Below are 21103 nucleotides of genomic sequence, written 5' to 3' on the forward strand. Positions count from 1 at the left end.
GGCGGCATTGTCTCGACTTACGCAACGCTGAGAGCGGCAAGCGGCGCGCGGTGCCGAAGCCCTGACACCCATCAGAAGCCTTCATTTGTAGCGACTCTAGCAACTCCGTAGTTCGAACATTTCGCGCAGAAATGTAACGCATCAACTCGTGTCCAATAGGCAGAGGTACGATGGTTGCCAACAACGCAGATGTCGAAGATGTCGCCCACGAGAAGACGACGAAAGCGGATCGCAAGGGCATGGTCTTTATACCCGGCGGCGTCTTTGCCATGGGGTCGAACCGGCATTACCCCGAAGAAGCACCTGTCCATCGAGTGGCGATTGACGGATTCTGGATCGATGAGACGCCAGTCACGAACGCGCAATTCCGAAAGTTCGTTGAAGAAACGGGCTACACCACATTCGCCGAAATCGCGCCTACGGCCAAAGACTACCCCGGCGCCCTGCCGCACATGCTGAAGGCGGGATCGCTCGTCTTCCGTCCACCCACCGGTCCTGTCGGTCTGAACGATTGGAGCCAATGGTGGGCGTTTCGTTTCGGCTCGAATTGGCGTCACCCTTACGGCAAGGGCACGTGGATCAAGGGGCAAGACGATCACCCCGTTGTCCACGTCGCCTACAAGGACGCAGAGGCTTACGCCAAGTGGGCGGGAAAGGAATTACCGACGGAAGGCGAATGGGAATTCGCCGCACGCGGAGGCTTAGAGGGCGCCGAATTTGCCTGGGGCGATGAGTTGACGCCGAACGGGCGGCACATGGCCAACACGTGGCAAGGCAACTTTCCTCACGAAAATCTGGAACTCGACGGCTTCGCGCGCACATCCCCGGTCAAGACGTTTCCACCCAACGGCTACGGACTGTTCGATATGATCGGAAACGTCTGGGAGTGGACGACCGACTGGTATGCACCGAAACATCCGGCAGATGCTGCGAAAGCCTGCTGCATTCCTGAGAATCCGCGAGGCCCGAGCAAGGAGCGGAGTTTCGATCCGCAGCAGCCTCATATCCGCATTCCGCGAAAGGTCTTGAAAGGCGGTTCGCATCTTTGCGCGCCGAACTATTGCCGTCGCTACCGTCCCGCAGCGCGCCATCCGGAGCCTGTCGATACATCGACAAGCCACGTCGGATTTCGATGCGTCATCCGAAAATAGCAAAGAAGAAAATCAACAGTGGAGTTCCCGATGAGTACCGGCTCGAAGGACGCTCAAGACAACACTGAATTGCAAGCTACGCTGGATTGCAGAAATCTCCTCAGAAGTGGGGCCTCACTACTGGCTCTGTCTTCTGCATTGTCCACACGAGCTGCCGCACAAGAGACGCAACCGGCATCTCCCGCCGGGAAGTCTTCAGCGGGCGGAAAACCCAACATTCTTGTCCTCTGGGGCGATGATATCGGCATCGCAATCTCAGCACATACTCGAATGGTTTAATGGGATACGAGACCCCGAACATAGATCGGATCGCCAAAGAAGGATTGAAGTTCCAGCACTACTACGGCGAGCAATCCTGCACGGCGGGCCGCTCGGCGTTCCTGACCGGCCAGCACATCATGGGTAGCGGACTGAGCAGGGTCGGATTTCCCGGCGCGCCGATGGGCATGAGCCAGATTGATCCATCAATTGGCGGCCTACTGAAAAATCTTGGCTACGCAACGGGACAGTTCGGCAAGAACCACGTCGGTGATCGCAATGAGTCATTGCCCACGGTCAACGGGTTCGATGAGTTCTTCGGCAACCTCTATCATTTGAATGCCGAGGAAGAACCGGAACTGCCCGATTATCCGAAGGACCCGGTATATCGCGCCAAGTTTGGCCCGCGCGGTGTTTTGAAGTGCAAAGCGACGGACGTCGACGATCCGATGGTTGATCCGCGCTTTGGCAAAATCGGCAAGCAGACGATTGAGGACACGGGTCCGCTCACCAAGAAACGCATGGAAACGATTGACGACGAAACGTCATCGGCGGCCATCGATTACATGAAGCGGCAGCAGGCGGCCGGAAAACCATTCTTCGTCTGGTTCAATTCAACGCGCATGCACTTGCGAACGCATGTCCGCCCCAGCCACCGCGCCCGGTATACGCATGGAGACAGCGAGTACATCGATGGCATGATGGAGCACGATGACACCATCGGCACGCTGCTGAAAGCGCTCGACGACATGGGGATCGCTGACAACACGATAGTCGTTTATTCGAGCGACAACGGCCCTCACATGAACACTTGGCCGGACGGCGCGATGACTTGGTTCCGCTCGGAGAAGAACACCAACTGGGAAGGCGCCTTCCGCGTGCCCTGCGTCGTCCGCTGGCCCGGACACGTCAAACCTGGAACCATCACGAACGAGCTGATGAGCCACAACGACTGGATCCCGACGCTCTGTGCTATCGCGGGCGAACCCGACATCGTCAATAAACTCAAAGCAGGCTACACGGCTAACGGCATCAACTACAAAGTCCACCTCGACGGCATTGATCAATCGGCATTTTTGAAGGCCGTAAGCGGAACAGCGACGAACAACAACGGCACCGAGAGTCCACGCAAAAATTTCTTTTATTCCAGCGACGATGGGCTGCTGGTGTCATTCCGGAAGGGAGACTACAAGTACGTCTTCTCCGAACAGCGCATGGAAGGCACGATGGGCCTATGGGCCGAGCCTTTCACGACGCTTCGCTTGCAGAAAATCTTCAACCTCTTTCAAGATCCATTCGAACGCGCGGATATCACATCCAACACGTTCTGGGATTGGCAGATCGACCACGTGGGCTCGATGTATGGCGTAATGGATGACGTCTTCCAGTTCGCGTCGACGTTCAAGGACTTCCCGCCACGCTCGTTCCCGCCGAGCTTCAATCCGGCAAACATCCTGGACGAAGAAATGGATCAAATTAAGCGGAGGGAGGCCTTCAAGAAGAACTTGGACCTCGACCGCATTCGCGGCGGCTTGAACAGGATGATCGATGACCAGCTTCAACAGCGGGGCATGCAGTAGTCGCTGGAGCAGGTTCGTACTGGTCGCGATATCGCTGGAAGCGGTCCAGTCACAGGAGCGCGCGCTCTATCGCGGCCCAATTCGCTGACTGCGACAGCAAGATAGCGAAGGGCGGGAACAGCACCGCGCGGCCCTATCGTCCACGGGAAGAAATCCTCGACGGCAAATGGACATTCCCGGAGCCCCAACCGGCAGCGTGTGAGAGCGGCCGTCTCGGTTGCGTTGCAGCATAGGCGCGAGGCCTCATATCTGCCGTCCGGCAAATATATATGCAGTGCAATAAGAAGAAACGTATTGAACTAAACTAGACGAGAGCTACGCTCTTTTGCCCGCCGACCGCGGGCGTCCAAGGCGATTGCATTCCCATGAGTGTCGAACTGATCGATCGGGCCGGGTCGCTGACGCGCATCGGTGACCAGCCGCTTCAGCGTCAGCTTTCGGCTGCCACCGTCTGGTATGCAACGAGCGCAATTGCAGTAGGCCTTGCTTATTACCATTGGCGTTACGAAGGTTGGCTCCAAACCATCGTCTTCGCAGGGGCGATCACGACGGCTCTGATATGCGCGGTGACGTTTCTTTCCAGGCGCATCCTTTTTTCAATCACGCTGATCGCACTCTTGGTCGCGTCGATCGTCATCGCCTCCGAAATCAAGCAGCACTACATCGAGATGGTGCTGCATGCCTACGACGTTGTATTTTACCTGATGTCCTGGTCGACCATCGTCTACCTATGGACGGACCACAGGTCGATGTTGCTCGCGCTTCTGGCGATGGTCTCGATCACTATCATCACGGGCCTGGTGCTTTGGCGCCTTGACAGCTCGCGCGTTCCGCGTCGCGTCAGTGGCGCGTTGCTCGTCCTTTTCGTCGCCCTGAGTGTCGGGGCGAGCTACGCGAAAGGCGAACGGCGGAATACGCAGTTTTACTGGGACAATCTCTACGTTTCGTCGTTCTATTCCTCCTGGTCGGAGACTTTGCAGACCCTATGGAAAGGCCAGTTGTTCGACGCCCTGAAGTCGCAGCCGATGCCGCCCTTCAAAATTCCCACGTGCGCTCTGCAGCAGAAGCCGCCGCACATTATCCTGATCCACCAGGAAAGCGTTTTTCCTCCATCATACTTCTCCGAAATCAATTACGACCACCGGCTCGACCCGTTCTTCAAGTCGTTCGACGGACGCCTGCATAAACTACGCGTAGAAACGTACGGCGGAGCATCTTGGCTCACCGAGTTCTCGGTCCTCGCCGGCGTATCCTCCTATTCATTTGGCGGGATGCGCACGTTCGTCCAATCGCTCATGCAGGGAAAAATCCACGACGCCGTTCCACAGGTTCTGGCCCGCTGCGGATATCACAACAGCGTCTTCTACCCGGTTCCGAAGGCATTCGTTTCCAACGATCGCTTCTACGCGACCGTCGGAATGCCGGAGATTTTCGATTACAGGGCGCAGGGCGCCAAGCGCTTCGACGAGCGTGACCGTTTCTACTACGCAAACGCGATGAACGACATCGAGCGCCACCTCGCGGTGTCGAACAACCCGCTCTTCACTTTCGTCATCACGTCGGCGACGCACCTTCCGTACGACAAGACGTACGAGCCAGACGTGCACGTTTCGGGGGGCGGCCCCGGAACCGATCCGGAAATGAATGAATATCTGCGCCGTCTCGCGTTGGCGCACATGGACTACGATGAATTTCGCGCGTCGCTCTCGAAGCGCTTTCCAAACGAGCGCTTTCTCATCGTGCAATACGGCGATCATCAACCGATCGCAACGCGCACGCTGCTCGGCTTCGACGCGAGTTCGTTCGCCGAAGACATCAAGCTGACACCTGAAAGTCTCGGCCTGCTGACGTACTATTCCGTCGACGGCGTGAACTATAATCCCCCGTCTTTGCCGGAGGTCGATGTTGTCGATGTGCCCTATCTAGGCACGATCATGCTGCAGGCCGCACGTTTGCCCCTGCCTGACTCCTATCAAGAACGGTTGCGCCTTTTAGGCGTCTGCGACGGACGCTACTTTACGTGCAAGAAGTCGCAGGAGATCCTTGCGTTCCACCGCCGGCTTATGGATTCAGGCCTCATCGATGCACGCTGATCGCACCGGCTAACGACGGGTGAGTTCGACATGCATCAAGTCGGAGGAGCCGATCGCGTTCGCAGCTCCTTCCGATAAATCGATGATGCGTCCTTTCACAAAAGGACCGCGATCGACGATCGTGACGATCACTGATCGGCCATTGGCCAAGTTTCTCACCTTGATGTGCGTTCCAAAGGGAATGGTGCGATGGGCAGCCACTTTGCTCCGGCACGTCATCTTTTGCCCGCTGGCACTATCGTGGTGACAATACCGAGAGGCGATCCCAATCTGACCGGCGGTGACGCCCTCTGGAATTAGGATCACAAAAACCGCCATAACAAAGATTGCGCGCATAATTGACCTGCTAGCTTACCGATGTCCGGGCTGTAACCACGCGCGGCAGAAAACGGTTGCAAAATATGTGTGGTTAAAAAATTCGTGCGCATCGTTCTGCTCGGAATGTCAGCAGCCTATGGCCACTGACGGATCAAGGTTGAGTTGCGCTCATTCCCGTAAACGCAGGGGATCGATATCCCAGGATCGAAGCATACATCGAAATGCTCAATGAGCGCTGGATTGCGACCATGCGCGCTCGCATCGCCAACAGAGAGAAGCGGCGCCGGCACTTGGGCCACTCGCTCAGCACCTCATCGCAAAGCCGGACGACATAATCTTCAGCCCGGATTACCAGCACTTTCGCTCGGATGTCTCGTTTGTCGCAAAGATGTTCGACCCGTCCCATTGAGCTGCTGCGATGCGCCGGTCAAGATCCGTGACATTCAGCCATCGCATACCCATATGCGCTCTGAAGTCATTTCTATTCGGGGATATCCATGTCGTTTTCACGTTTAGTCGCTCTCATCCTTACCTTGGCTGCGGGGTTCGCGATTGTCGCGGCCGACGTCGCCAATGCTCGCGCTGGCGRCGGCAGAAGCTTCGGTAGCAGGGCAGGTAAAACCTTCACCGCGCCCCCGCCGACGAATACAGCTCCGAAAGCCGCGCCAATCGAAAGATCCATGGCTCCGAAAAGCGCTCCAGCAAGCGCACAGCCGGGCGCTGCGGCAGCGCAACCCTCGCGCTTCGGTGGAATGCGCGGCCTGCTCCTGGGCGGTTTGTTCGCGGCCGGCCTCGCAAGCATCTTCGGATTCGGCGCATTGGCGAGTGTCCTCGGATTTCTCCTGCAGTTCGCGCTTATCGCCGGCATCGTCTACCTCGTGCTGATGCTGCTTAGAAATCGCAGCCAGTCCGCGTTTGGACGCGCCGTTCCACAGGGCGCCGGCAGGACGCCGCAGCGTGATACGCTTGCGCAATCCGGCCTTGCCCGCGCAGCCGCAACCAGCGCCGGTTCGTCCGAACCAGCGCTCACAATCGGTGGCGATGACTTCGATTCGTTCGAGAGACTGCTCGGCAACATTCAAACCGCATATGGCCGCGAGGACGCTGACAAGCTGGGAGCCATGACGACACCGGAGATGCTCTCCTATTTCAGCGAGGAAATTTCCGAAAAGGCAAAGCAGGGTCTGCGCAATGAAATCTCCGGCGTAAAACTCCTGCAAGGTGACCTGGCGGAGGCTTGGCGCGACAACGGTTCGGACTATGCGACGGTTGCGATGCGCTACTCCCTCATCGACGCAACGGTAGAACGGGAGACGGGTCGCGTCGTCTCCGGTGATCTTACCCGTCCCACCGAAGCAACAGAACTCTGGACGTTCCGTCGTGACGATCGTGCTCGTGCCGATGGCTGGCAGCTTTCCGCCATCCAGCAGGCATGACGAAAAGGACATGCGAGGCAATCTTGAGGCGCTGATTTCAGTCAGCGCCTTTTGCTTCTCAAACGGATCTGACCCGGCTTGCTGCCTTTCCGGCTAGCATTTCTCTGTAATGTATTGAGTGCATTGGTGGCCCGCCAGCATGCAAATTTGTGGAAAATATATTAATGTTTCCCGTTACTTAATGTTTGTCGGCGGGGCGCATACCAACAATTCTACCAACGAAAACGATCCGCGGTCCCTAAAGCAGAGATCGGCAAAGATCCGAGCGACATCGAAGGCGGCCGTGCGCGAACGGCGACAATCCGATTGGCAGGCTGGCAATCGATGCCAGAGACAAGGCATCGTAAATTGGCCCTTTGACCGGTGCCAACGCGCTGAAGGAGGATGCGGGCAATGCTTCCCGGATCCCGTGGCAACGATGGCAGAGGGATCGTCTGCCGAGCCATCGGTGTAAGTCATTGATGTTGGATAATCTTCGCAATTAGTGGGGCATGCCGTCCCACATTTTATCCACAGTGGCTATGCGAATGCAGCTGACTCTTAATTGAGGGGGTCGCGGTTCGAGCCTGCGATCGCCCACTGATGATTTCAATTTTTGGTACTTTAGCTTCTGCCGGCTGATTAGTCTTTGCAAGCTTTCTCGGGTAGTGGGTCAGTTTGAAAAATCTCGGACAAGCCGCCATGCTTCTGCATTGATTCGAATTGGGGGAGATCATCCGCAATGGCAATGACTGTCCGGACATCAGGCTCATTCGGAAACTTTCTGGACCAAGCCGAGATTCCGATTAAGTGTCCGAAGTGTCTCGCTGAGACGAAGAAGACGCTCGGTTGGCTTCAAGCTAACGACGAAATGGTCTGCGGCTGCGGAGCCCACATCCGGTTCAACAAGGACCAGTTCACCGGGCCGGTTGCTGACGCTCAGGACGCATTCCAAAAGCTCAAGGACACCCTTGATAACTTCGGTCGTTCTTGACGTTTCTGACATTGCTCGATCTCCAAATGAAAAAGCCCGCTCGAGTGGCGGGCTTTTCGCTTGTCTGCTGGACGGCTCTAGGCGGCGATGCGCTTTTTGTATGGGCCGCGAACCTTTGGTGCTTCTGCGGCTTCCTTTGCTTCAACCAACGCAACGATATCCGAAACATCCCACAAGTGATCGCTCACGCCTGCCGCCATGGCCGGGGTAAGGCGCAGCGTCTTATGGATGCGGCAGAAGTTATAATAGACGAAGTGTAGAGCCACCGCGTTCGCGTGCGCTTCGAATTTCTTGCTGAACCCGTTCGTCAGGCGAGTGAACCGACGCATATGCATCCGCATCGTCAGTCCGCTCAACAAACGACGTGCTGATGTGGTCAGGATCGGGAAGGCCGATTATCGGCGTCTTGATCGCGCCGGTGCACTCGGCCGGACTGTAACGACCCTTCGCACTCTCGGGCACATCGCCGTAAATTTTCACGAGCTGCGCATAGTCAATACGGCCGGCGAATGCAGCGTCAACGGCTTCAATATATGCGCGAAGTCCGTCACTTGTTAGCTGGATACGATTGTCAATCCGTGAGGCAAGATCCGTCATGAAACGCCGAGCGCAAACTGCGTTGCGACCACCTACCAGCCAACTGACCGCAAGCTTTGTGTCTGCATCAATGCCAACCCAAGTCCAAGTATCGCCCGCGCCCGGAGGTGCTGCTTCTATGCTTTAGCGGTCAAGCATAAAGGTCATTTTCTTTTTATGACCTGCGTCGCGAGAGATTGTCGGAATGCATCAGACACAGACCGCGCCACGGATTTAGCTGCGTTGTACGCGTCACGGTCGATCGATTCATCGGCGCAGATACTGCGGTCCCGGTGCCGAAAATTCTTATCGTCGGCCTTCTTTTCACGCTCGTTTTGGCTTGCTTCCATTTTTCTCTCCCATATCTCGGAAATAGTTAGCTGCAAAATGATGGTTCAATTGCGGATCGAAGTAATGCTTTCTCTTGACCCAAATGAAGCCATCTCCCTTGGATATGACAGCTACATCTACCGGGCCTCCAACGGTTTCCCTATCTCGCGATATTCTGCGCTTCAAAGACGTTAGATTGACTAGCGCCTCCGCCATATTCGCCAACTCTTCCTTAGGAAGAGATGAAACCATATCGATAATTGGACTCGAGAATTTTTCCCTTCGATAATTAACCGCCTGATCTCGGAAATTTTTGAACGCCTCTACCGAAAGGGCGGCGACGTCGGCCTTGGCCGCATTTAGGTCGATTCCAGGATCGTGGTATTTGTCGAGCACTGCCGCAGTTGTGCTGACGATCAAATCGGAAAAAGATTGGTCCAAGAAGCCGCTGTAGTTGGAATCAATCCCCTCCATGAACCGCACAACCATGTCTTTCTGGGCAAACGGTATTACAACCGCGCTATTGGTGGCTGAAACAGCAGCCTTCGCGTTTTTTTGATGCTTGAGATGCGGCCCAACGAAACCATCCAAAGCAAAGCCGTATAGAGCGGGCAGCTTCTCGTTCCGACCAAATCCGGCGATCACGACGCCTGACATATTCGGTGAATAACAATGGCGCGTCATGTGGAGGAGCAAAAGCTCACGCAACTTATCTGCCGAGCCATCCTTAACCGGCGCAGTAGAAATGAACGTGTCTATTGTTGGCCCAAAATCGCCAACAAATTTATTGTATTGATCTTTCGCCAAAAACTCGTCGCAGCGCTTAGCCCTAGCGATCTCATCGTCCATCACTTCGTGCATGATGATCTCAAAGGCTTTTTGCCCGGTATCATCAAGAAAACGACGCTGAGTCTTGGAAAAAACATCAGCAAAAATTGAATTGGCTAATGACTTGACGTTGTGCTCCCATTCGGGCCTAGAAAATTTGTAATTATTCTGCAAATAAACCAAAAAATCTTTGGCCCAATCTTCAATTGTATTTTCCTCGGCAGCAACTTTCTGCTTCCGGTATTCTTTGATTATTGTTTCCCACGGAAACTCCATGAATTCGGCATTTCCGTAGATCATTATTCCGACAGGGTGAACGCGTGAGAGCGTAAAAAGTTTGTTGACGGTGTCGAACGTCTTCTCCTGACCTTCAGCGCCGATGGTGACCTTGCTGTCCGCCGCGAGGGCGACAGCCATCTTATTCATGATGGCAATTTCAGCTGTCATCTTTCTTCCACCGCGCCTGCGCTGCCCTCTGGGCAATCTCTCGACGCTTGGTGGGGTCCAGCTTCGCCGCACGCGCGGCACCGCCCTTAAGCCCCCCTCGGCGTCCAAGACTGACTGCCGCAGGGTCCTTATCATGCGTGGCTTGCGCAAGGTTACCATCTTCCGGCTCGTCCGTGGCGATATCCACAATGCTCTTGGCGAGCTGATTGGTGTCTTTCAGTCGCTTGGGTGCTTTTCCGGTCATGCATAAAACCTGGCACGTGTTCGTCCGGTGTCAAGCGCACTAAATTTCAAACTGACCCACTACCCTTTCTCGCGCCGAATCATTCCCTCGCTTTGATTGTTTTGCCGAGTTTGATATCGAGTAAGTGATTCACGGAGCTTCTTGCGAAGACTCATCTTAAGCCTTCAATATTGAGCTGCGTGCGCACATCGTCAGACCGCAAAAAAGCCGCCAAATCGTCGAGCACGCTCACGATTGGTTTCCGCGAGGGACCTCTTAGCGCGCATTCCCAAACTACCGCCCATCGCCAACCGGCGCGTTCCAGCCTTTCGATGGCTTCCCTGTCTCTGGCCTGGTTCCGTGCGATTTTGTCAGACCAGAAAGTAGCGTTAGAACGAGGCATCACACCCAGCGAGCATTCATGTGCGTGCCAAAAACAGCCGTGCACGAAGATCACAGCCCGTATCTTAGGAAAAACGAGGTCTGGCGTGCCAGGCAAACGGCGATCATGTAAATAAAACCTTAGGCCGAGGGCGTGCAAGCCGCGCCGAATAGTCATTTCTGGGATCGAATTTCGGGCTCGTATTCTTGACATGTTGGTGCGGCGCTGCTCAGGCGTGAGTGGATCCGCCCGTGAAGCTTGGCGCCTCACCATATTTTTCTATGCCGCCAAGCTACCAACGCGCCGTCCTCGGCCACCCGAAACTTTAGCCAAGCTCTCTGCAATTTTTTGCGCTATCGCTCGTGCCAGCAACGGAGGGACAGCATTCCCGATCTGCCGAAAGGCAGCATTCATAGCTCCGCGGAATACGAAGCCGTCTGGAAAAGATTGCAAACGCGCCGCCTCCCGTACGGAAATGGTCCGAGCTTGGCTACTGTCGTAATGAATGTGACTATAACTATCCTTACCCAGGTGCGCCATTAACGTCCGCGCCGGGAGATTTGGCTCCATTTTACGCCACTTGTTGGGAAACTTGCCAGTGTCATAAGGGGGCACGATCGATGCTCTAAGTGCCTCCCAATCCCTTGATCCTGCGCGAGGTGCGGAGCCATTCAGTGTCTGTAACTCAGTCAAGGCTTCTTCGAACATGCGGACCGCTGCGGCGTGCGCTTCGGGATATTGATCCCCAGGCTGCAACCGACCGAACAACTTCCAGTCACGCGGCAGATAGCGAATTACATGGTCGAAAACGCCCGTGTCGTTCTCGAAGCCCGACCAACATCGCATTACGAGGCCATATTCGGACACTGGCGAGTTTGGGTATGGCGCTAACCGGTCGAAGTGCCGTGTGCCGCGGCGGAGCTCGCCACGCAAATGTTCTGTGATGACGGGTAAATCGGCAAGTGCCTGTGCGGCCGTCACGGCGGGCTTCAGTCTCTTGTCTGGAACTTCGACCGCGACGTATCCCTCGGCGGCGGTGGACAAATTGCCGTTTAACACCCTTAGTGCCACTTGACGACTACCGACGTAACCCGGCGGAAGCTTCATGAAATGTGTGGGAGACGGGAATGCGACTCCAACATCTAGCTCACGCCGCATGGCGATTAGTATCATCCGCTCGCGCATCTGTGGGACGCCATAGAAGGCGGCGTTGAGCAAAGTGTAGCGGGCCACATACCCGATAGATTCGAGGAATTCCCGAGTCTCTTCCGCCACGTTTTGACCCCCATGATTCAAAACGTCAGGTACATTTTCCATCACTAACGCCAACGGACGGAAGGCCTTCACAAATTTAAGGTAGTCGAGATATAGACGAGCTCGAGAATCAAACCGGAAGGCCTCAGGATGCTCGGCTATCTCGCGCAGCTTGGAGCGTCCGACTCTCGCGAAAGCTTGGCAGGGCGGACCGCCCACGAGGACGTCGACTGCTGATTCGACCGGCCCCAACCCAAGTTCATCGACCAAATTTTTGGGCCGCAACTTTGTGATGTCCCGCGGGCGAGCATGCCGTGGCTGGCCCGGGTGGAAATTTTCACCGTGCGAAGCCGCCGCATCCGCATCGACCTCGACCCCAGCCACGATCTCGAAGCCTTCTGCGTGGAATCCCAAAGACAGGCCACCACAACCTGAAAAAAGGTCCAACACGCGCGGACGTCCGCCTTTCGCGAGGCGCTCGATCCGCGTCAACACTGATGCATCTACGTTTTTTCTCAAGACTTGAATGATCTCGCCAGTTAATCGCCAGTTGGGGCCGAGCTCGGCAAATCTTCAATTCCAACATGGAGATTTGTTTCATCGAATCGGCTCCAAGGTGAGAGTCGATGCTCTCATCAATTGCGTCAACTGCGCCGCACAACGCAATGCAGTACAAGTGTTGTTTTTATCCAACTATCTTTGGAGATTGCCAGCCCGGAGAGGGCGATTTCTGTTAAATCACACGCAGTGGTTTAGCCGGTTGATGGTAGCGGCCGTTCGCCCAAAGTGGCCGTCGGTCGGAAGGCCTACGAGGGGATTGATGAAATTTATAATTTTAAGAGCGTTGCAACACAGCGAGCTAGGTATGTTCCATGCCTATCGCCGAAGTGGTCTTGAGGGATCACGCCAGCGGGCAATTAATTTCGACGCAGATGTCGTAGACCGTGTTTTTCCAACCGCTACCGACCTCGACCGCATCGTGCTTCGGCTTAGATACGATACAGACAGTGGGTCTCAAACCATCGATCATTCGCTAAAGCGCCAAGCTAAGAACTGGCGGTTTGAAGGCAATTGCCCCACGGACGAAATCTATGACTTTGTCGAACCTGGTTGTCTTTTCGCCTTGAACGTTGATGCGGGGGTTAACCCAGCGACCGGCGCCTGGGTGGTGTTCCCGAAGAGTGACCTAACTGCGCAAAATATTTTAGCCGATGGTGCCACAGCCGGCCTTGCTAGGGGCGGCATGATCGCCGTTGAACTCGACGAGGCGCCGCGCATAGTGAATCTGCTCGCTCGAGCGCGCCCCGACCTATTCACTGCACCCACCACCAAGGGAGAGTTCATGGCTACCGGCGGCCCTGGCGAGGGAGATTCGGCAGAATTCGGCGATACGCCGCTACGGCTTCCGCCGGGACCAAAACGGTTGGCAGCCATCCTTGGTAGCGCCGGCCACAGCTTTGTAAGTGCCGTTGCCGACATCATTGACAACTCCATCTCTGCCGATGCGACCGAAATCAACATCACGTTCGATCCTCCGAATAGCGGCAACGGCCGCTGGCTAGCTATTCGCGACAACGGCAAAGGCATGAGCGCCGAAGAGCTTCAAGAAGCAATGCGGATTGGAGGGGAGGCGGAATATGAGAGCCGCAGCCTTGGAAAGTATGGGTACGGTCTAAAAGGTGCGTCGTGGTCCCAGGCACGCGCATTCACCGTCGTGACACGCCAGCGAATTGATGGCTCGTTGGCGCACCTGACCTGGGACCAGGACAACATGGCCGATTGGTTAGTTGACGATAGCCCATTGGAGGATTGGGAGAATGAAATAGCAGATCCCGGCGAGCACGGCGTCACCGTGCTTTGGAAAAAGATGAAGGCCCCGACGACGGCGCCATCTGCCAAGGGGGTAGCTCCTCATGTCGCAGAGATCCAGGAACTTACTCGACACTTGGGTTTGGTGTTTCACCGGTTCCTCGAAGGAAATGCGAAAGGACGAGCTCTTTTGACGATCCGGATCAACGGAATTCTCGTCGAGAGCAATGGTCCAGTGAGTCATCCCCTCGCTCAGGCGTACGACGCCAAGACTCTCAAGATGCCATTCGAGGGCGGCGCTGCTGACGTGCGGGTCCAGCCTTTCGTGCTTCCTTCTGAAGAAGAGCTAAAAATATTTCATGCTTCGGAGGGACCGGAGGGCATTCAAAAGAGTCTAGATCGCATTGGATACTTCGGAAAACGAAACGAGACACAGGGGCTCTTCATTTATCGGAACGATAGGCTGATCCGGTGGGGCGGCTGGCACGAGATGTGGGCCACAAACGATGAAAAAATGAAATTAGCCCGCGTCATTGTCGACTTTGATCCTGCACTTGACGAGGCCTTCCAAATCAACATCTCCAAACAGTCTGTTAGGCTGCCTGGCTACCTGCAAGCAGAAATCAAGGAGCTAGCCAACCCAACTCGCAAAGTTAGTCGCGCCAAGTATGTGACGCCACGATCTTCGCCGCGACCAACACCGCCTCCGCGTGGACCAGCACCAAGTCCAGGAACTCCGAAAGTGCCGTCGCCTCCGGGGGGTCCATTTGTGCCCGCAGCCCCCGGTTCAACTCCCCAACCACCTGTCAATCCTTCAAGTGTAAAAATTCGTATTGTGACCACCAACAAGTTTGCGTGGAAGATTGTCGATGGTTTTACAGGCGGGCGAACACTTCAAATTAGCTCAGCCATTCCGGCGTTAGCAGAGCTGGCGCGATTTATCGAAGACAATGACGACGCGGCGGCATCGTTGGCGGCATTTCTCGAGGAGCTAGATGAAGCAGATGTCCAGCAGTCGCTAATCGGGGCAGATGCTGACGTATGATCAATATCAGACTCAAAGAGCTTCGCGCCTCCGAGCCTAGTTGGACCGATGACCTGCCCTCCGCACCGCACGGTGCCTGGGCGAAGGTGAAGCAACGCCTAACGGCTGGGGGCCGCTGGCGCCCAGAACAGCTAGCGAGCTTGGCCTCCGAATCGATGCGGGTGCTTCGGCATTTACCGGACCCGCGAACGTCAGAGTATTTCCAGGGACGCGGCTTAGTGGTGGGCTACGTTCAAAGCGGCAAGACCGCCAACTACATTGCTGTGTCGGCGCGCGCGGTCGATGCCGGCTACCGTATGATCATTGTTTTGTCGGGCATACACGACGCTCTTCGTAACCAGACCCAGTCACGAATCGAGGAAGAACTCATCGGTCCAAGAGAGCCAAGCGATCAGACTTGGACATTGCTCACGGGCACAACAGATGATTTTCGGAACCCTGGCACGGATGTACTCCCACGATCCGGTGTCATTTTGATCGTGGCCAAAAAGATTGTTCCAGTCCTCGAGCGCCTGGATACTTGGCTAAAGGCGGTCACGCCTCTTCTAGAAACTGTACCTATGTTATTGATCGACGATGAGGCCGATCAAGCATCGATCAATACTCGTGGCAATCGTGCGCCGGACCCGTCGCTCGATGACGACGTCGAAGAGCCTGCTCGAAGCCGCGATGGGCCCACCACAACCAACGCTTTGATCCGTTCAATCCTCGGGCGAACTCCGAAGGCGGCCTACGTGGCCTACACCGCCACTCCTTTCGCCAATATCCTTATTGATCCGACCGCTACCGACAGACGCGTCGGAGAGGATCTGTTCCCGCGGGACTTCGCGCTCCAACTGCCCCGACCCGAGGGCTATACAGGCACCGAGGAACTATTTGGCGTCAGCGCGCAGGGAAGAAACGTATTCCGCTGCGTGCCGGATGAAGACGTTGTGCAGCTTAAGCGTACGACGCATCGCCGGTCATCGGCTCCGATGGTCGCCAGCCCTCGGCAGGCACTCCTGCCTGAATCTCTTGCGGACGCGATGATAGCCTTCTGTCTTGCTGGCGCGATCCGAGCGGGCCGCCCTACGCTGACCAGCCAACCACACACCATGCTTGTCCACGTAAGCGTTCGCGTCAGGGATCAGGCATGTGTGGCGGATGCCATACGGAGTCAACAGGCCATATGGTTGGAAGCCATGCGCCAGGGACAGGACATCAGCGCCATGTTTCGCGAACAGTTCGACCTGCATTTTCGGGGTGTTACACTTCCGGCAAGTCGTGAAGAAGTCGTCGCGAATGCAATCGTGGTCTTAGGGCAGCTCGCTGTTGTTGAGCTTAACAGCGCCACCGGGGAAAATCTTGAATACAAAGACCGGCCTGATCGACACGTCATTGCAGTGGGTGGCAATCGTCTGTCGCGAGGTCTTACGCTGGAAGGGCTTACGATCTCCTATTTTCTGCGTACCGCGTCCATGGCCGACACGATATTGCAAATGGCACGGTGGTACGGTTTCCGCACCGATTACGAGGACCTGATCCGCATTTGGACAACCGATGGTATCGCCCATTGGTTCACTGAACTTGCCCTTGTCGAGCAGTCTCTTCGAGATAGTCTACAGGCTCTTTATCGGGCAGGTCGACGTCCTGCTGAAATGGCCATCCGCCTTCGGGCGCACTCTGGTCTTCTGCTGACTGCGCGCAATAAGTCTGGAATGGCAGAGACTATTCAAGAGTCGTGGTCGGCAGAGCACCCGCAGACCGTCATTCTACCGCTTAGAAACGAGCAAGGGCTCCAAAACAACAGGCGGCTTGCTGACCGGCTTGTGGCTATCGCATCCCCCGGTCGGCAAGTGTCTGGCGGGTGGATTTTCCGAGACATACCGCCCGAGATTGTGTGCGATTTTCTCAGATCCTATTACGTTCATCCGGACACCGTCTCCTTTAAGGTAGACGGGATTGCCGATTGGATCATGCGGCGGGCGACCGAAGGTGAATTGACCGAGTGGGCGCTGTTTCTCGCCGGAACTCAGACTGGTGCACCCGTCGAAATCGGCGGCATTTCCACGCGCCTAGTTACCCGCACTCGCAATAGCTCGGAAAGCATCGGCATCCTAATCGATCCGCGTCACGAAGGTGTCGATCTGCCGGGCGGAGCCGAAGCATTTCGACGAGATTCTGGCAACTATGATGCGGAAGCCATGCGCGCTGCACGGCCACGAACTCAGGGATTGCTTATCGTCTACCCGTTAAACCCAGTGCCTTTAGGAGTGACCAGTGTCGACGCGGTGATCGCCGTGGCGCTAAGCTTGCCTTACACTTCCGATGACCAGTCGAAGGCCATCGTTAACCGAGGCGTGGCCGCGTGACGCCCGAAGTCTTAATCGCTTCTTGGCGTGAATTGCGCGTCCGGAGACCCCCTGGTGAGAACCTGAGTCTTACCTCGCCGGTGTTGCGCGACGATGAAGACACAGGTCTAGAGCTCGCCGTCGATGCGGCGGGCGCTCTCCACTTGCTGGTCCCGGTGGACGGGCCGCCCGACCGTGAACTGCCGCAGGACCTGAACGGGTTACGCCTGCGCTTGGCGCAGGTGGGAGAAACTCGATGCCTTGATATTCAGTCACCGGCCGCACACGAGATAATGTTTGCTGCACTTTGCGGCCAAGTTATTGAAGCAATAGTCGGCGAGCGCCGGGATCCATGGGCGGCTGCTATCTCGATCGTTCGCAGTTGGCAGTCCGCTTGGAGGCCTCTGCGTCAACCGATGTCGCGCAGAGAGCAGGTGGGCTTGGCTGGCGAACTGCTTATGCTCCAAATGGTTTGGATGAAGGCAATCGGAACCGAGGCAATCCATTTTTGGAGCGGGCCCGATAACGAGAGGCACGATTTCGTCAGCGAACATCTTAACATGGAGGTTAAGGCGACGACCCGGAGTCGCCACGAGCATGAGATCTCGCGTGTGGACCAGCTATTGGCCCCCGAGGGTCGTCGGCTGCTATTCGCATCCGTCCAGCTAGAAGAGTCGGCGGCCGGCGCACAATCGCTCGCCACTCTCATTGATGCTCTGATCGACGACGTTCGGTGCGACGCAGCGGCAGTTGACGGCTTTTTGACGCGGCTCAACGCCCTAAATTGGATAGATGATATGCGGCGTTCGCCGGAGCTTTTGCGATTTCATTACAGAGACGCGCAAATCTTCGAGGTTGATGACGAGTTTCCAGGATTACCACAGGATTTCCGGCTCCCCCCGGGTGTGCTGTCGATTCGCTATACGATCAGCCTAGCAAATCTGCCAGTTTTAGATTCCGGTGAAGTCCTTGTAGACATCTCCGCTCTCGCTCGGGGCGGACCCTGAGGATGTGCGATCAATTCGGGGGCTCACCTTGATTTTGAGTCGATCCCAGCTGCCGACGCACTAATCGCGGGCTTCAAATTTGACCGTCCGACCGACCTGCCTTCGCGCAGATATCGAGCTACGAACGTGGGATTCGGCCTCTCGTATGTGCTTTCAACTCTCACCGCGGGTAGCGTAGGCATAGACGCGTGTCGTTTTCAAATCGGTGTGCCCTAAACGATTGCGAGTCGAGCGTAATCGGCGCGCCGTTAATCGATCGCATGACTCGCGTGGGCCGTGGCGCAGTCTGTGAGGTAAAGCGCTGGGGCTTATCGCCTTTGTCGACAAGAGCGATCTGCAACTCGCCGTTTGGACGCGAGATGACTTGCGACTAGGTCAACGAAGCGATTTTCGAACAAAAAGGCGGTCAGGAATCGAACGGTGCTCAGTCTAGATCAGCCCAAGAAACGTCTAATAAGTTCGGCGTCTGCATCGCTTAGCTTCACTTCCGTACTGTTCGCAGTCTGGATTGGGCCAGCATTCGCGCCGGTGAGCTGCCGCCTGTTTGTGTAGATGTCGCCGACTTCCTTTGCGGCTTGCTCAAGTAGTTGCGCGGCAAGCTGATAGTTTTGCTGCCTTTCGGCTCTCTCGGCCATCCGCTGGATCGCGCGAAGCCTCACCGCTCGATGAGCGATCGGGATGGAGATGAGGCTATCGAGAAACGCCTTCCGGGTATCTTCGAAGATCGTTGCCCACCGACGCGCGAGATTTTTGCCAGCCCGTTTAGTGGGGTCATAAGCCTCGATCGCTTGCTTGGTGATCTCGACGCCGAATTCCTTTTTGACGGCCTCAGTGACGTTGGCGGGGTAATCGAAGCACGCCAGCGCTTGGACGACAAAGGTCCGGGCCTCGTCCGTCAGTTTTCCATTTGCCATCAATACGTCAGGATAAGGTCAGTCATGCATCTTGTCAGATGACAATAGCCGACCCTTTCTGTGCCTCCTGTTTGCTGCCTCAGCGAGCGCGGACGCCTCTATCGTAACCAAACGCAATTCGGCTTGTTCACTCGCGGCATTCCTTGCTCCCGAGATGCCAAAGCAGGCGCGCAATCTTCGCGGGCTCACCGGCGGGTGGGTTTGTCCAGCATCTTCGGCCAATTGAACTTTTGGTCGTAAGGCGCCATAGGTTTTTCTTTGGCCGCCGCGCGTTCTGCATTGATCTTATCGTAGAGACTTCGGTATCGGCGCTCGTCAGCGATGACGGTTGATAAGACCCCCGTAGGCGGCCAAAACTTTCGTCCTGTCGCGTCCGCTGGAATTTCTTTTCCAGCAAGCGCGGCTATTGTCTGCGCCTCAGTTTTGTTCAGGCTCATGATGTGGGGACATGCAGCGAATGCCTTGCGAATAGCGGCTTGATTGAACCCGAATGATTGATTGAGGGCCTGCCCAGTCAACGCATCCCACAGGTAATCAGCTCCGGACTCGGGACGAGAAACCTCTTCACTGCTTTCATTTGAATTTATTCGCGAAGCGCTAGGGCTTTCCGGTCGCAAGCGCTTATGCCCTTCTTTCCTTGAAATGAGATCTTGCAGTGAAGAGTTCTTGCAGTCGGGTGCTAGCAACCCGGGGTTTTCGCCTCGTATGCCCGGGGTTATTTCGGTCGACACCCGGGCTTTTTGCACAAAGGTCGGGTGTCCGGCGCCCGGGGTTTTCTCATGTGCGTTTTCCATCTTCCTGAGGCGTCCCGGCCCAAGCCGCGCGGGCGCGATCGCCGCTAAGAGTGCAAAGTCGGAATAAAGGAACACTTCCTCGACGTAGGGTAGCCAAACGGCGTTGGGCTGTCCCTGTCGCTTCTCCTGTCGAAGCGCTCCACAGTCAACGAGCGCATCGCGCACATCCCGGACAACGTCTTCAGCGCAACCCAGATAATCTGCTATTCGCGTGGCGCTGTCGGTGCACCGGCCATTCGAGTTATCTGATCTGATCGACACGTAGTAGAGGTATGCCGTCGTAAGGGCCGTTCTTCTGGTGCAGTGCCGGACGGCCCTTGCTATCGCCAATGCAAGGGCCGAACCGATAGCGCCTTTGCGCTGATAGCCTTGAATCATTCCGACTTCGGCCGGTTTGCTCTCGTTGCGTGGTGCCAGATTGCYGAGGTAATCCTCGATGGCCGCGGTGAGGGATGTCAGGGGCGCTGCGCAAGTGTATGTCGATGTCATACGATGTGAGCTTTCGTCCAGCTCTTTGGCCATTAGACTGGCGAGTTCATCTCCGAAGTCGCTGTAGTCCGATAAGGGACTATCAATATCGCGCAGGTCCAATATCAGCCCCCTGATGCTTTCAGGACCACTGATCGCCGCACTGCGTCGAGGCAAGAATGGTCATTGTCTTGGGTGGCTAGGGTACTGGCGCCTGTCATGCGAATGCCCCTCCTTGCTTTGATGCTGGGTCAGGAATCGGCGTCCCGGCGCACTGGGTCGGGTGGACCTCTTGCCAGCCCCCAATTTTGGGCCCGGTCCGATCGTTTTCGATGACTGTCAGTTTAGATCCACGCTCGATGTCTATCCGCATAGCGGGATATGAGGCGTCGGCGTGCCAGAATTCGATTGTTCCGGTAACGCCCAGCGCTAGTAGCGCACGGCAGGCGTCGAAGCCCGGGTGATGACTTTCGATCAGGTGAAAGACCTCGTACTCAACGAGGTAGCGGGCACCTCTGGCGCCGATCCCTATTGGGATCAAAATAGCGCGCTTGCCATCGGTGGCGAGAAGCTCTGCCATCGGTGTCACGCAAATTGTTCGCCATGGGGCTTACGAAGATCGACAATCGGCCTGCTAGCAATCCAGGCTTCAACCTGGCTTTCTCGCCACCCGACGGAGCGGGACCCGATCCGGATGCCTGGCGGGAATTCACCGTTTTTCAGAAGCTCGTAAAACTTAGAATTGCCACAACCGATCCTGTCTTGGACCATCTTTGCTCTCAGTACTCGATCCGGCTTATTAGTTGTCTTATCCATTGGCGCCCTCGCTGCTTCATTTGAATGTGCGAGCATGTTGCGAGGTTCGAGAGCAAGTTTACAGTCACTAC

16 protein-coding genes and 2 pseudogenes are annotated in these 21103 nt (G+C 56.0%); 8 read left to right on the forward strand and 10 right to left on the reverse strand.

Translation table 11 applies throughout. The annotated features are described in order from the left end of the window. The first annotated feature begins 239 nt into the window (after positions 1-239). The 3 genes and pseudogenes from AC1DK3_RS18025 (at position 240) to AC1DK3_RS18035 (ending at position 5082) form a co-directional block, all read left to right on the forward strand. Positions 240-1151: a formylglycine-generating enzyme family protein gene (locus tag AC1DK3_RS18025; RefSeq protein WP_477193757.1), complete on the forward strand. Its 912-nt coding sequence runs from the start codon at positions 240-242 to the stop codon at positions 1149-1151. Between the two features lie 30 nt (positions 1152-1181). Then, positions 1182-2989 (forward strand): annotated as a pseudogene (locus tag AC1DK3_RS18030) (arylsulfatase). A gap of 365 nt (positions 2990-3354) precedes the next feature. Further along, entirely contained in the window at positions 3355-5082 is a 1728-nt protein-coding gene (locus AC1DK3_RS18035) for a sulfatase-like hydrolase/transferase (RefSeq protein ID WP_477193625.1), read from the forward strand. A gap of 9 nt (positions 5083-5091) precedes the next feature. Here the strand turns inward: AC1DK3_RS18035 and AC1DK3_RS18040 are convergent, their stop codons facing one another. Then, positions 5092-5418 (reverse strand): septal ring lytic transglycosylase RlpA family protein, encoded by a 327-nt coding sequence (locus AC1DK3_RS18040; protein ID WP_477193626.1) that lies wholly within the window; start codon positions 5416-5418, stop codon positions 5092-5094. Between the two features lie 662 nt (positions 5419-6080). Between AC1DK3_RS18040 and AC1DK3_RS18045 the strand changes: the two genes are divergently transcribed. Further along, positions 6081-6836 carry a Tim44 domain-containing protein gene (locus AC1DK3_RS18045; protein WP_477193627.1) on the forward strand — a complete coding sequence of 252 codons (756 nt, stop codon included), beginning with the start codon at positions 6081-6083 and terminating at the stop codon, positions 6834-6836. 721 nt (positions 6837-7557) lie between these two features. Next, positions 7558-7809 (forward strand): hypothetical protein, encoded by a 252-nt coding sequence (locus AC1DK3_RS18050; protein WP_477193628.1) that lies wholly within the window; start codon positions 7558-7560, stop codon positions 7807-7809. A gap of 77 nt (positions 7810-7886) precedes the next feature. On the opposite strand, the pseudogene AC1DK3_RS18055 reads toward AC1DK3_RS18050, so the two are convergent. The 5 genes and pseudogenes from AC1DK3_RS18055 to AC1DK3_RS18075 form a co-directional block, all read right to left on the reverse strand. Further along, a pseudogene (locus tag AC1DK3_RS18055) lies at positions 7887-8523 on the reverse strand (IS1 family transposase); the annotation flags it as partial. A gap of 186 nt (positions 8524-8709) precedes the next feature. Then, entirely contained in the window at positions 8710-9990 is a 1281-nt protein-coding gene (locus AC1DK3_RS18060; protein WP_477193629.1) for a hypothetical protein, read from the reverse strand. After that, positions 9980-10234 carry a histone H1 gene (locus AC1DK3_RS18065; RefSeq protein ID WP_477193630.1) on the reverse strand — a complete coding sequence of 85 codons (255 nt, stop codon included), beginning with the start codon at positions 10232-10234 and terminating at the stop codon, positions 9980-9982. Before AC1DK3_RS18065 ends, AC1DK3_RS18060 begins: the two co-directional genes overlap by 11 nt. Positions 10235-10385: 151 nt before the next feature. Next, positions 10386-10868 (reverse strand): very short patch repair endonuclease, encoded by a 483-nt coding sequence (locus AC1DK3_RS18070; RefSeq protein ID WP_477193631.1) that lies wholly within the window; start codon positions 10866-10868, stop codon positions 10386-10388. 6 nt (positions 10869-10874) lie between these two features. Then, entirely contained in the window at positions 10875-12368 is a 1494-nt protein-coding gene (locus AC1DK3_RS18075; protein WP_477193632.1) for a DNA cytosine methyltransferase, read from the reverse strand. A 301-nt stretch (positions 12369-12669) separates the two neighbouring features. Between AC1DK3_RS18075 and AC1DK3_RS18080 the strand changes: the two genes are divergently transcribed. The 3 genes from AC1DK3_RS18080 to AC1DK3_RS18090 all read left to right on the forward strand — a co-directional run bounded on the left by AC1DK3_RS18080 (position 12670) and on the right by AC1DK3_RS18090 (position 18040). After that, the gene (locus AC1DK3_RS18080; protein ID WP_477193633.1) at positions 12670-14703 is read left to right on the forward strand and encodes an ATP-binding protein; all 2034 of its coding nucleotides are present in this window, start codon (positions 12670-12672) and stop codon (positions 14701-14703) included. A 218-nt stretch (positions 14704-14921) separates the two neighbouring features. Then, positions 14922-17054, forward strand: coding sequence for a Z1 domain-containing protein (locus tag AC1DK3_RS18085; RefSeq protein WP_477193634.1), 2133 nt, complete (start codon positions 14922-14924; stop codon positions 17052-17054). Continuing rightward, positions 17051-18040: a PD-(D/E)XK motif protein gene (locus tag AC1DK3_RS18090; RefSeq protein WP_477193635.1), complete on the forward strand. Its 990-nt coding sequence runs from the start codon at positions 17051-17053 to the stop codon at positions 18038-18040. Before AC1DK3_RS18085 ends, AC1DK3_RS18090 begins: the two co-directional genes overlap by 4 nt. Positions 18041-18474: 434 nt before the next feature. Here AC1DK3_RS18090 and AC1DK3_RS18095 read toward each other — a convergent pair whose 3' ends face one another. From AC1DK3_RS18095 to AC1DK3_RS18110, 4 genes are all read right to left on the reverse strand, one after another. Continuing rightward, complete coding sequence (locus tag AC1DK3_RS18095; protein WP_477193636.1) at positions 18475-18954, reverse strand: DUF2280 domain-containing protein; 480 nt, start codon at positions 18952-18954, stop codon at positions 18475-18477. 185 nt (positions 18955-19139) lie between these two features. Then, positions 19140-20339 (reverse strand): hypothetical protein, encoded by a 1200-nt coding sequence (locus tag AC1DK3_RS18100; protein ID WP_477193637.1) that lies wholly within the window; start codon positions 20337-20339, stop codon positions 19140-19142. Positions 20340-20433: 94 nt separating this feature from the next. Beyond that, the gene (locus AC1DK3_RS18105; RefSeq protein WP_477193638.1) at positions 20434-20796 is read right to left on the reverse strand and encodes a hypothetical protein; all 363 of its coding nucleotides are present in this window, start codon (positions 20794-20796) and stop codon (positions 20434-20436) included. Between the two features lie 5 nt (positions 20797-20801). Then, positions 20802-21068: a helix-turn-helix transcriptional regulator gene (locus AC1DK3_RS18110; protein WP_477193639.1), complete on the reverse strand. Its 267-nt coding sequence runs from the start codon at positions 21066-21068 to the stop codon at positions 20802-20804. Positions 21069-21103: the final 35 nt, after the last annotated feature.

It is taken from the genome of Hyphomicrobium sp. 01T421, from assembly GCF_056398805.1.

Excerpts from the sequence above, each read along its gene's own strand:
- AC1DK3_RS18045 (WP_477193627.1), top strand. The coding sequence starts at position 6,081 with ATGGCTCCGAAAAGCGCTCCAGCAAGCGCACAGCCGGGCGCTGCGGCA.
- AC1DK3_RS18060 (WP_477193629.1), bottom strand. The coding sequence starts at position 9,990 with ATGACAGCTGAAATTGCCATCATGAATAAGATGGCTGTCGCCCTCGCG.
- AC1DK3_RS18080 (WP_477193633.1), top strand. The coding sequence starts at position 12,670 with ATGAAATTTATAATTTTAAGAGCGTTGCAACACAGCGAGCTAGGTATG.
- AC1DK3_RS18105 (WP_477193638.1), bottom strand. The coding sequence starts at position 20,796 with ATGGCAGAGCTTCTCGCCACCGATGGCAAGCGCGCTATTTTGATCCCA.
- AC1DK3_RS18025 (WP_477193757.1), top strand. The coding sequence starts at position 240 with ATGGTCTTTATACCCGGCGGCGTCTTTGCCATGGGGTCGAACCGGCAT.
- AC1DK3_RS18035 (WP_477193625.1), top strand. The coding sequence starts at position 3,355 with ATGAGTGTCGAACTGATCGATCGGGCCGGGTCGCTGACGCGCATCGGT.
- AC1DK3_RS18070 (WP_477193631.1), bottom strand. The coding sequence starts at position 10,868 with ATGGTGAGGCGCCAAGCTTCACGGGCGGATCCACTCACGCCTGAGCAG.
- AC1DK3_RS18095 (WP_477193636.1), bottom strand. The coding sequence starts at position 18,954 with ATGGCAAATGGAAAACTGACGGACGAGGCCCGGACCTTTGTCGTCCAA.
- AC1DK3_RS18110 (WP_477193639.1), bottom strand. The coding sequence starts at position 21,068 with ATGCTCGCACATTCAAATGAAGCAGCGAGGGCGCCAATGGATAAGACA.
- AC1DK3_RS18040 (WP_477193626.1), bottom strand. The coding sequence starts at position 5,418 with ATGCGCGCAATCTTTGTTATGGCGGTTTTTGTGATCCTAATTCCAGAG.
- AC1DK3_RS18050 (WP_477193628.1), top strand. The coding sequence starts at position 7,558 with ATGGCAATGACTGTCCGGACATCAGGCTCATTCGGAAACTTTCTGGAC.
- AC1DK3_RS18065 (WP_477193630.1), bottom strand. The coding sequence starts at position 10,234 with ATGACCGGAAAAGCACCCAAGCGACTGAAAGACACCAATCAGCTCGCC.